This window comes from Leifsonia sp. GW821-FHT13C05, from assembly GCF_058806515.1.
In genome coordinates this window covers 142,878-153,953 of sequence record NZ_JBXAPT010000008.1, presented here as the reverse complement: position 1 = coordinate 153,953, position 11,076 = coordinate 142,878, and the positions used below count along the sequence as shown (strand labels likewise).

Genomic DNA, 11,076 nt, shown 5'->3' with positions numbered 1-11,076 from the left:
ACCTTCCGGATTCGAGCCCTACTTCGCCGTCTTTGGCGACTTCTCCGCTTTCAGTGCCGCGGCGTCGACATCCACGATGTCCGGCGCCTCCAACCGGATGCGGTCGGCCGATTCGTCGTCCGGCTGCAGCTGGCTCGCGCGTTCGGCGGCGACGCGTTCGAGGTATGTACGGACCTCGCGCTCCTCGCGTGCCTTGTCCCAGCCGAGTACGCCGGCGAGCAGCCGCGCGGCGACGGGGGCGGCGGAGACGCCGCGGTCCCACGCTTCGATCGAGATGCGGGTGCGCCGGGCGAGCACGTCTTTGAGGTGCAGTGCGCCCTCGTGCGACGCCGCGTAGACGACCTCCGCGCCGATGTAGTCGTCCGCGCCGGGCAGCGGGTAGCCGAGCTCCGGATCGTCGCGGACGAGGTCGAGGATGTCCTCGGCCATCGTGCCGTAGCGGTTGAGCAGGTGCTCGATGCGGGCGACGTGCAGGCCGCTGTCCGCCGCGATGCGCTTGCGCCTGTTCCAGGCCGCCTGGTATCCCTCTGCGCCGACGAGGGCGATGTCCATCGTCGCGCTCGCGGGGATCTTGCCGTCGAGCGCATCCACGGCCGCGTCGATCGCGTCCTTCGCCATGATGCGGTACGTGGTCCACTTGCCGCCGGCGATCACGACCAGCCCGGGCACGGAGTGCGCGACGAGGTGCTCGCGGGACAGCTTGCTGGTCTGCTCCGACTCCCCGGCGAGCAGCGGCCGCAGCCCGGCGTACACGCCCTCCACGTCCTCGCGGGTCAACGGGATGCCGAGCACCGCGTTGACGTGGGCCAGCAGGTAGTCGATGTCCGCCGCCGTCGCGGCCGGGTGCGCCTTGTCGAGGTGCCAGTCGGTGTCCGTGGTGCCGATCAGCCAGTGCCTGCCCCACGGGATGACGAAGAGCACGCTCTTCTCCGTGCGCAGCAGCAGGCCCATCTTCGACTGGAACCTGTCGCGCGGCACCACCAGGTGGATGCCCTTGGAGGCCCGCACCTTGAACTGGCCGCGCTCCCCCACCATCGCCTGGGTGTCGTCCGTCCACACGCCGGTCGCGTTGACGACCTGCTTGGCCCGGATCTCGAACCGCTCCCCGGTCTCCAGGTCGTGCGCCTGCACGCCGACCACGCGCTCGCCCACCTTGATGAAGCCCTCGACGCGCACCCGGGTGGCCACGTGGGCCCCGTAGTGCGCTGCGGTGCGGGCGAGGTTCGCGACGTAGCGCGCGTCGTCCACCTGAGCGTCGTAGTAGGTGATGCCGCCGACCAGCGCGTCGTTCGCCAGGCTCGGGATGGCGCGCTGCACCTGCCGCTTGGACAGGTGACGGTGGTGCGGAACGCCCGGCGGGCGGAGGCCGGTGTAGGAGAAGATGTCGTACAGCATCATGCCGGCGCCGACGTATGCGCGCTCGACCACCCGCTTCTTGAGGGGGTAGAGGAATCGCACCGGCTTCACCAGGTGCGGGGCGATGCGCTGCAGCAGCAGGCCGCGTTCGATCAGCGCCTCGCGCACCAGCCGGAAGTCGAGCTGCTCCAGGTACCGGATGCCGCCGTGCACGAGCTTCGACGACCTGCTCGACGTGCCGGAGGCGAAGTCGCGCGCCTCGACGAGTCCGACGCTGAGGCCGCGGGTGACCGCATCCACCGCGCTGCCTGTGCCGACGATGCCGCCGCCGACCACGAGGATGTCGAGTTCGGTGTCCTTGAGCGCGGCGATCGCGTCAGCTCGCTCTGCGGGGCCGAGCCGTGACGGATACGTCACGGCGGGGTTGGACGCGGATCCTTGTGTGACCATCGTTCTCTCCCTTACTCGGCCGCCTTCGGCCGACGTCTTATTGCGCTCGGTACGGCGCGACGACGACCTCGACGCGCTGGAACTCCTTCAAGTCCGAGTATCCCGTGGTTGCCATCGAGCGTCGCAGGGCTCCCACCAGATTCGCAGAGCCTTCGGCGACCGGGGCCGGTCCGTAGAGGATCTCCTCGAGCGGGGCGACCTGGCCGACGGAGACGCGGTTGCCGCGCGGCAGCTGCGAGTGGTGCGCCTCGGCGCCCCAGTGGTATCCGCCGCCGGGGGCGTCCGTCGCCCTGGCCAGCGTCGAGCCGAGCATGACGGCGTCCGCACCGCAGGCGATCGCCTTGACGATGTCGCCGGAGCTGCCGAGGCCGCCGTCGGCGATGACGTGCACGTAGCGTCCGCCCGACTCGTCCATGTAGTCGCGGCGAGCGCCGGCGACGTCGGCGACGGCCGTGGCCATCGGAGCGTGGATGCCCAGGGTCGAGCGGGTGGTGGACGCAGCGCCGCCGCCGAAGCCGACGAGCACGCCGGCAGCACCGGTGCGCATGAGGTGCAGGGCGGCCGTGTACGTGGCCGCGCCGCCGACGATGACGGGGACGTCCAGCTCGTAGATGAACTTCTTGAGGTTGAGCGGCTCGACGCTCTTGGAGACGTGCTCGGCGGACACCGTGGTGCCGCGGATCACGAACAGGTCGACACCGGCGGCGACGACGGTCTCGTAGAGCTCCTGCGTGCGCTGCGGGGAGAGCGCGCCGGCCACGGTGACGCCGCCCTCGCGGATCTCCGCCAGGCGTGCCGTGACGAGCTCCGGCTTGATCGGCTCCGCGTAGATCTCCTGCATCCTGGCCGTCGCCTTGTCGGCGGGGAGGCCGCGGATCTCGGCGAGCAGCGGCTCCGGGTCTTCGTAGCGGGTCCAGACGCCTTCGAGGTCGAGGACGCCGAGGCCGCCGAGCTGGCCCATCATGATCGCGGTGGTCGGAGAGACGACCGAGTCCATCGGCGCCGCGAGGAACGGGATGGAGAACTGGTACGCGTCGATGGACCACGACACCGACACATCTTCGGGGTCGCGGGTGCGCCGGCTCGGAACCACGGCGATGTCATCGAAGGCGTAAACGCGGCGAGCGCGCTTGGCGCGCCCGATCTCAATCTCCATACTCACTCGTTCAGTCTATGGCGGAGGGCTGGCAGAGTGGTCCCATGACGGTCGAAGCCTCCCCGCTCTCCCAGCTCAGGACCCGCACCAGCGAGAAGTGGCGCGCGTATCCGGACGACGTGCTCCCCCTGTTCGTCGCCGAGATGGACTACCCGCTCGCCGAGCCGGTCGCCGCTGCGCTGCACGACGCCATCGCCCACTCCGACACCGGATACATCGGGCCGGACGACGCCGCGAAGCGCGCCCTCGCCGACTTCGCCTCCGCATCCTGGGGCTGGGAGGTGGAGCCGGAGCGCACGCTGACGACCACGGACGTGAGCGTCGTCATCGTCGAATCCCTGCGGCTGGCGATCCGCCCGGGCGATCGCGTCATCATCACGCCCCCGGTCTACCCGCCGTTCTTCGAGCTGGTGCCCGAGGCCGGCGGAGTGGTCGACGAGGTGCCGCTGCTGTTCTCCGACGCAGACGGCTGGTCGCTCGACCTGGACGGCATCGAGCGCGCGTTCGCCGCGGGCGCCCGTGCGTTCCTGCTCTGCAACCCGCACAACCCGCTCGGCCTGGTGCACTCCGCCGAGCAGCTGGCGGAGGTGGCCGCGCTGGCCGCACGGTACGACGCCGTCGTGGTCAGCGACGAGGTGCACGCGCCGCTCACCCACCCGGACGCCACGTTCACCCCGTTCCTCTCCGTCTCCACGGAGGCCCGCCGCCACGGGATCGCCGCCCACGCCGCGAGCAAGGCCTGGAACCTCGCCGGGCTGAAGTGCGCGTTCTTCGTGACGGCCGACGACAGGATGACCGACCGCATCCGGTCGCTGCCCATCGAAGTGGAGGTGCGCACCAGCCACCTCGGGCGCATCGCCACCGAGGCCGCCTACCGCGACGGCCGCGCCTGGCTGGCGGATGCGCTGGCCGCCATCGGCAGCAATCGCGTGCGGCTCACGACGCTGCTGGCCGAGCACCTCCCGGATGCGCGCTACCGCGAACCGCACGCGAGCTACCTCGCCTGGGTGGATCTGCGCGCGCTCGGCTGGGGAGACGACCCGAGCGCGCGCATCCTGGACGAGGCGAAGGTGGCGCTGAACCCCGGCGCCGACTTCGGCCGGCAGGGCGCCGGGTTCGTACGGCTGAACTTCGCGTGCTCGCCCGCAGTGCTGGAGGAGGCGGTCACGCGCATCGCCCGGATGCGCTGACCCGGGGTGCGCTGACCCCGGATGCGCTGACCCGTCAGCGCACCCTCGCCACCCGCCCTTCGTCCCACACCGGCTCGTCCGTCTCGTAGACCTCGCCGTCCGCGCCGAAGACGAGGAACCGGTCGAACCCGCGCGCGAACCAGCGGTCGTGGGTCACCGCGAGCACCGTGCCCTCGAACCCGGCCAGTCCGTCTTCGAGAGCCTCGGCAGACACCAGGTCGAGGTTGTCCGTCGGCTCGTCGAGGAGCAGCAGCGTCGCCCCGGACAGTTCGAGCAGCAGGATCTGCAGCCGCGCCTGCTGCCCGCCGGACAGCGACTCGAAGTTCTGCTCGGCCGCGACGGCGAGGCCATAGCGGTCCAGCACCCTGCTCGCTGCTTCCCTCGGCATCCCGTCCCTGCGGTCGTCACCGCGGTGCAGGATGTCGAGCAGCGTCCTGCCGACCAGCTCCGGATGCTCGTGGGCCTGCGCGAACAACCCGGGCGCCACGCGCGCGCCGAGCTTCACGACGCCGGTGTGCGGCACTGGCGTCCCCGCGACTTCCGCGGACGCCAGGTGACCGGCCGCCGGGTCGGGGTCGGTCCCTCCCGCCGCCAGCAGCCGCAGGAAGTGCGACTTGCCGGAGCCGTTGGAGCCGAGCACGGCGATGCGCTCGCCGAACCAGACCTCCGCGTCGAACGGGCGCATCAGCCCGGTCAGTTCCAGGCCGTGGCATTCGACGACGCGGCGTCCCGTGCGCGCGCCGGTCAGCCGCATCCGCACGTTCTGCTCGCGCGGCCTCGCCTCCGGCGGACCGGCGGCGAGGAACTTCGCGAGCCTGGTCTGCGCAGCCTGGTACGCGGAGGCGAGATCGCTGTTGTACTTCGCTTTCTCCTTGAAGCGCAGCACGAGCGCCTTGAGCTTCGCGTGCTCCTCGTCCCAGCGTCTGCGCAACTCGTCCAGCCGCTCCATGCGCTCCTCGCGGGCCGCGTGGTAGCCGCCGAAACCGCCGCCGTGCGTCCAGGTGGTGTTGCCTGCCGCGCCGAGCTCCAGGGTGACGATGCGGTCGGCGGCGCTCGCGAGCAGTTCCCTGTCGTGCGAGACGAGCAGCACCGTCTTGCGCGTGGTGCGTAGCTGCTCCTCCAGCCAGCGCTTGCCTGGCACATCCAGGTAGTTGTCCGGCTCGTCGAGCAGCAGCACCTGCTCCGGACCGCGCAGCAGCGCCTCCAGCACGACGCGTTTCTGCTCCCCGCCGGAGAGACTGCGCACCGGCCGCAGTCTGGCGCGCTCGAACGGGATACCGAGCGCCGCGACCGTGCAGTTGTCCCAGAGCACTTCCTGGTCGTATCCGCCCGCATCCGCGTACTCGGCGATGGCCGTGGCGTAGCGCAGCTGGGTGTCCGTCTCGTCGCGCTCGATGATCGCGTCCTCCGCGGCGATCAGCCGCTCCGCCGCCGCGCGCACGGCGGGAGGGGCCACCTGCACGAGGAGGTCGTGCACCGTCCGGTCGTCGCGCACGTGGCCGACGAACTGGTCCATCACCCCGAGCCCTCCGTCGATGACGACCGAACCGGAATCCGGTCGCAGCTCGCCCCGAATGATCCGCAGCAGCGTCGACTTCCCCGCGCCGTTCGCGCCGATCAGTGCCGAGACGCGTCCATCACCCACTCGGAACGAGACGTCGTCGAGCAGCGGACGGCCGTCGGCGAGGGTGTACGAGACGCCTGAGACGTCGATGTGGCCCATGACGGGACTCCTGAACTGGATGCGGACAAAGCCTTCCAGAATAGACGAAACCGCCGCCCACGGGGAGTGGACGGCGGTTTCGGTGGAGCAGGTGGCGTCAGCGCGTGTAGTTCGGCGACTCCACGACCATCTGGATGTCGTGCGGGTGCGACTCCTTGAGCCCGGCCGGCGTGATGCGCACGAACTTGCCGCGCTCCTTGAGCTCGGGGATGGTGCGGGCACCGACGTAGAACATCGACTGACGCAGGCCGCCGAGCAGCTGGTACGCCACGGCGGACAGCGGGCCGCGGTACGGGACCTGACCCTCGATGCCCTCGGCGATGAGCTGCTCGTCGCTCGGGACGTCCGCCTGGAAGTAGCGGTCGCGGGAGTACGAGGTCTTCTTGCCGCGGGTCTGCATCGCGCCGAGCGAGCCCATGCCGCGATAGTTCTTGAACTGCTTGCCGTTGACGAAGACCAGGTCGCCGGGCGACTCGGCGGTTCCGGCGAGCAGCGAGCCGAGCATGACGGTGTCCGCTCCGGCGACGAGCGCCTTCGCGATGTCTCCCGAGTACTGCAGGCCGCCGTCGGCGATCAGCGGCACACCGGCCGGACGCGCGGCGAGGGAGGACTCGTAGACGGCGGTCACCTGCGGAACGCCGACGCCGGCGACGACGCGGGTGGTGCAGATGGAGCCTGGCCCGACGCCGACCTTGATGGCGTCCGCGCCGGCGTCGATCAGTGCCTGGGCACCGGAGCGGGTGGCCGCCTGGCCGCCGATCACGTCGACGTGGGCGGCGCGCGGCTCGTGCTTGAGCCTGCTGATGATGTCGAGGACACCGCGGCTCTCGCCGTTCGCCGTGTCGACGACGATCACGTCGACTCCGGCGTCGATGAGGGTCATCGCGCGCTCCCAGCCGTCGCCGAAGAAGCCGATGGCCGCGCCGACGCGCAGGCGGCCCTCGTCGTCCTTGGTGGCGTTCGGGTACTTCTCGCTCTTGTCGAAGTCCTTGACGGTGATGAGACCGCGCAGGCGACCGTCGGCGTCGACCAGCGGGAGCTTCTCGATCTTGTGCTCGGCGAAGATGGCGACGGCGGAGTCCGGGTCGATGCCGACCGGCGCGGTGATCAGCGGCATGCGGGTCATCACGTCGCGCACGTACGTGCTGGTGCGCTCGAACGGCGACACGAAACGCATGTCGCGGTTGGTGATGATGCCGACGAGCTTGCCGTCCGCCTCGACCACGGGGAGGCCGCTCACGCGGAACTGGCCGCAGAGCGCATCCACTTCTTCGACAGTGGCGTCAGGAGTGGTGGTGACCGGGTTGGTGATCATGCCGGACTCCGACCGCTTGACCTTGTCGACGTGTGCCGCCTGGTCTTCGATCGAGAGGTTGCGGTGCAGGATGCCGATGCCGCCCTGGCGCGCCATGGCGACGGCCATGCGGGACTCGGTGACGGTGTCCATCGCGCTCGACAGGAGCGGGGCGGAGACCGAGATGCGCTTGGTGAGCCGCGAGGAGGTGTCGACCTCGCTCGGGATGACGTCCGTGTAGCCGGGAAGCAGCATCACGTCGTCGTAGGTCAAACCGATGAAACCGAACGGATCCGACTGATCCATTTCACCCCTTAGTCGTTGCGGAGTTGGAAGAAGTCCGCCGCCACCAGCGCCTGCGGATAATCAATCGTAACGGCAGAACCCTGGTGTTTTATTCCACGGTCGCGACGTCGAGTTCCGCGCCTTTCCGCCCGGAGCGGCTGGCGACGATCATGTCGACGCACAGGATGAGCAGTGCCAGCCAGACGATCGCGAACCCGAACCAGCGCTCGGGCGGCATGGCCTCGTGCAGCACGACGACGCCCACCAGGAACTGGATGAACGGCGCGAAGTACTGGATGAACCCCATGTAGACCAGCGGCAGCCTCCGCGACGCGGCGGCGAAGAACAGCAGGGGAACGGCCGTGATCACGCCCGCGCCCGCCATCGCGACCGTGTGCCAGACGCTCACGGTGCCGATGGTGATGCCGACCGTCGCGCCCACCACCACCAGCTGCACGATGGCGACCGGCGTCAGCCACATGGTCTCCAGGGTCAGCCCGGAGACCGCATCCACCGCCCCGCCGACGCGCTTCTTGATCAGGCCGTACAGCCCGAACGAGAACGCCAGGATGAGGGCGATCCACGGCATCGAGCCGTAGCCGATCGCCAGCACGACCACGGCGACGATGCTCACGCCGACCGCCACCCACTGCGCGATCCGCAGCTTCTCGCGCTGCACGAGAACACCGAGGAACACGGTGACGATCGGGTTGATGAAGTAGCCGAGCGCCGCCTCCACGACGTGCCCGCTGACCGTCGCGAGCACGTAGGTCTGCCAGTTCACGTAGATGAGGGCGCCGGCGACGCCCATCGTGAACACGACGCGCTTGTTCAGCAGCAGCGCTCCGAACACCCGCCAGCTGCGCGTGACGGTGAGCAGGATCGCGCAGAACACGAGGGAGAACAGCACCCGCCACGCCACGATCTCCCACGCGCTCGCCGGCACCAGCGACAGGAAGTAGATCGGCAGGATGCCCCAGAGCACGTACGCGGAGATGGCGTAGACGAGTCCGGAGCGGCGGTGCTCGGACAGCGGCTTCTCCGTGACGGTCTGGTCGGGGGTGGTTTCGCTCTGGGACACGGAGCGATCCTACGCGGGGCTGCCGACGCCGGGACGCGAAAGGGCCCGGATGCGCGTGCACATCCGGGCCCTCGAACAGCCGGTCGTCAGCGGACGACGACGGCCAGAACGTCGCGAGCGGAGAGGACGAGGTAGTCCTCGCCACCGAACTTGACCTCGGTTCCCCCGTACTTGGAGTAGATGACCTTGTCGCCGACGGCGACGTCGAGCGGAACGCGGTTGCCGTTGTCGTCGATGCGGCCGGGGCCGACGGCGACGACTTCACCCTCCTGCGGCTTCTCCTTGGCAGTGTCAGGAATGACCAGACCAGATGCAGTGGTCTGCTCAGCCTCGACCTGCTTGATGACGATGCGATCCTCGAGCGGCTTGATGGAGACCGACACGTTTGACCCTCTTTCCTACAAACACAGGCGTGAACAAAGACGTGAGTTAGCAAACTCATAGTGAGAGTGCTAATAGGAGTTTAGGGGGTGCGTTAGCAGTCACGCAACGTGAGTGCCAAGAGGGTAGCGTGAGGGGCATGGATCGGTCGGAACTCGTCGAGCTGCTCTCCACCGAGGGGCTGCGGCTGCTCGATTCCCTGCCGCCGTACCACTCCGAGCGAGATGTGCTCCGGATGGTCAGCGACCTGCGCAAAGCCGGGCACTCCCCCGGGCTCGTCGCCGCCGTCCTCACCCAGGCGAAACTGCGGTCGAAGGCGAAAGCGAAGTTCGGCCCGTTCGCCGACAGGATGCTGTTCACCGAGGCCGGGCTGGAACAGGCGACGCGGCTGCCGGTCGCCGCACGCCACGCCGGCCGCTTCCAGGCCGCCGGCCTGGAGCGCGTGGCCGACCTCGGCTGCGGCATCGGCGGCGACGCGCTGGCGATCTCCGCGCTCGACATCGACGTGCTCGCCGTCGACGCCGACGAGGTCACCGCGGCCATCGCCAGCTACAACCTCGCGCCGTTCCCCGGCACCACCGTGGAGCACAGGAGGGCGGAGGACGTGGACCTGCGCTCGTTCGACGGCGTCTTCCTCGACCCCGCAAGGCGCACGGCGGGGCACGGCCAGACCTCCCGCCTCACCGATCCGGACGAGTACTCGCCGTCCCTCGGCTTCGCCTTCGAGCTCGCGACGGGCCGGTCGCTCGGCGTGAAGCTCGGCCCCGGCCTCGACCGCGACCTCATCCCGTCGACGGCGGAGGCGCAGTGGGTCTCCGTCGACGGCCAGGTGGTCGAGATGGGCCTGTGGTTCGGCGTGCTGGCTCGCCCCGGCGTCGGCCGCGCAGCACTCGTCATCCGCGCAGACGCTGCCGACGAGTTGACGGCGGCCTCGGACAGCGACGACGCGGAGACCGGCGCGCTCGGCGAATACCTCTACGAACCGGACGGCTCCGTCATCCGGGCCCGCCTGATCGGCGACCTCGCGCGAAGCATCGACGGCAGGATGCTCGCAGACGGCATCGCATACATCACGTCCGACACCAGGACCGAGACGCCGTTCGCCACCGGCTTCCGGGTGGTGGACACCCTCCCGTTCAACGAGCGCGACCTGAAGCGTGCGCTCCGGGAGCGCGGGATCGGCACCCTGGAGATCAAGAAGCGCGGGGTGGATGTGGACCCGGCGACCCTGCGCAAGCGCCTGTCCCTGAGCGGTCAGGCGTCCGCGACGCTGCTGCTCACGCGGGTGGCGGGCAAGCACACGGCCCTGCTGGTGGAACGCATCCACTGACCACCGGCGGAGACGACGACGGCCGGGGCACGCTTTCGCGCATCCCGGCCGCCGGAGTCTCTGACGATCAGTACCCGTAGTTGTTGTACGAGGCGCTGAACGCGATCACCGCGATGATGATGATGATCCAGATGATCAGCGAGAAGAGCACGCTGACGAAACCGGTGATGATGCCGGTGAGCCAGAAGCCCTTGGCCGCCGGCTCCTTCCTCTTGCCGATGAAGCCGAGGATGATCGCGGCGACGCCGAACGGGAAGCCGATGCCGTACACCCAGCCGAGGACGACACCGATGATGCCGCCGACCATCGACAGGATGCTCAGCGTCGGCGACTTGGCGGGCGCAGCGTACGGCTGCGCGTATCCGGGGGCGGGCTGGCCGTATGCCGGCTGGCCGTACGCCTGCTGCTGCCCGTACGGCTGCTGCTGTCCATACGGCTGCTGGCCGTACGGCTGCTGCTGACCGTACGGCTGCTGGGGCTGCTGGCCGTATGCCTGCTGCTGGCCGTACGGCTGGCCGGGCGCCGGCGGCTGCTGACCGTATCCGGCCGGCGGCACGGGCGGCGCAGGCGGCGCGGGAGGCACGGGCGCAGCGGGGGCGGCCTCGGGCGGAACAGGCGGGACGGCGCCGGTCTGTGCGTCGCCGGACGGTGCTTCACCGTTCTGCGCGTTGGGGTCCACCGGCTCCGCCGGCACGTTCGGATCGGTCATGAGACCCTTCTCCTTCAATCCTGAGAAATCGCTGTAACGCAGCCAATGCTGGCAGCGCGGGCACAGGGGTGTCAACGACGTTGCAGTCGGTTCCCCCTGCACACCACCATAGCCACCGGGA

Annotated in this window: 9 protein-coding genes; 2 read left to right on the top strand and 7 right to left on the bottom strand. The window is 69.6% G+C overall.

The features are described 5' to 3' along the window. Window positions 1-18 precede the first annotated feature (18 nt). Complete coding sequence (locus AC1ROC_RS18610) at window positions 19-1,806, bottom strand: glycerol-3-phosphate dehydrogenase/oxidase (RefSeq protein ID WP_493001833.1); 1,788 nt, start codon at window positions 1,804-1,806, stop codon at window positions 19-21. A gap of 37 nt (window positions 1,807-1,843) precedes the next feature. Beyond that, on the bottom strand, window positions 1,844-2,962 hold the full coding sequence (locus tag AC1ROC_RS18605; protein WP_168690924.1) for a GuaB3 family IMP dehydrogenase-related protein: 1,119 nt from the start codon (window positions 2,960-2,962) through the stop codon (window positions 1,844-1,846). Window positions 2,963-3,006: 44 nt separating this feature from the next. Here AC1ROC_RS18605 and AC1ROC_RS18600 point away from each other — a divergent pair, with 44 nt between their 5' ends. After that, on the top strand, window positions 3,007-4,152 hold the full coding sequence (locus AC1ROC_RS18600; RefSeq protein ID WP_493001832.1) for a MalY/PatB family protein: 1,146 nt from the start codon (window positions 3,007-3,009) through the stop codon (window positions 4,150-4,152). Between the two features lie 34 nt (window positions 4,153-4,186). Here the strand turns inward: AC1ROC_RS18600 and AC1ROC_RS18595 are convergent, their stop codons facing one another. The 4 genes from AC1ROC_RS18595 to groES form a co-directional block, all read right to left on the bottom strand. Continuing rightward, on the bottom strand, window positions 4,187-5,875 hold the full coding sequence (locus tag AC1ROC_RS18595) for an ABC-F family ATP-binding cassette domain-containing protein (RefSeq protein ID WP_493001831.1): 1,689 nt from the start codon (window positions 5,873-5,875) through the stop codon (window positions 4,187-4,189). A gap of 97 nt (window positions 5,876-5,972) precedes the next feature. After that, complete coding sequence (gene guaB, locus AC1ROC_RS18590) at window positions 5,973-7,475, bottom strand: IMP dehydrogenase (protein ID WP_168690035.1); 1,503 nt, start codon at window positions 7,473-7,475, stop codon at window positions 5,973-5,975. Between the two features lie 88 nt (window positions 7,476-7,563). Beyond that, the gene (gene rarD, locus AC1ROC_RS18585; protein ID WP_493001830.1) at window positions 7,564-8,535 is read right to left on the bottom strand and encodes an EamA family transporter RarD; all 972 of its coding nucleotides are present in this window, start codon (window positions 8,533-8,535) and stop codon (window positions 7,564-7,566) included. 86 nt (window positions 8,536-8,621) lie between these two features. After that, window positions 8,622-8,918 (bottom strand): co-chaperone GroES, encoded by a 297-nt coding sequence (gene groES, locus AC1ROC_RS18580; protein WP_055894868.1) that lies wholly within the window; start codon window positions 8,916-8,918, stop codon window positions 8,622-8,624. A 137-nt stretch (window positions 8,919-9,055) separates the two neighbouring features. On the opposite strand from groES, the gene AC1ROC_RS18575 reads away from it, so the two are divergent. After that, complete coding sequence (locus tag AC1ROC_RS18575; protein WP_493001829.1) at window positions 9,056-10,246, top strand: THUMP-like domain-containing protein; 1,191 nt, start codon at window positions 9,056-9,058, stop codon at window positions 10,244-10,246. A gap of 67 nt (window positions 10,247-10,313) precedes the next feature. Here AC1ROC_RS18575 and AC1ROC_RS18570 read toward each other — a convergent pair whose 3' ends face one another. Further along, window positions 10,314-10,955, bottom strand: coding sequence for a DUF4190 domain-containing protein (locus tag AC1ROC_RS18570; RefSeq protein WP_493001828.1), 642 nt, complete (start codon window positions 10,953-10,955; stop codon window positions 10,314-10,316). Window positions 10,956-11,076: the final 121 nt, after the last annotated feature.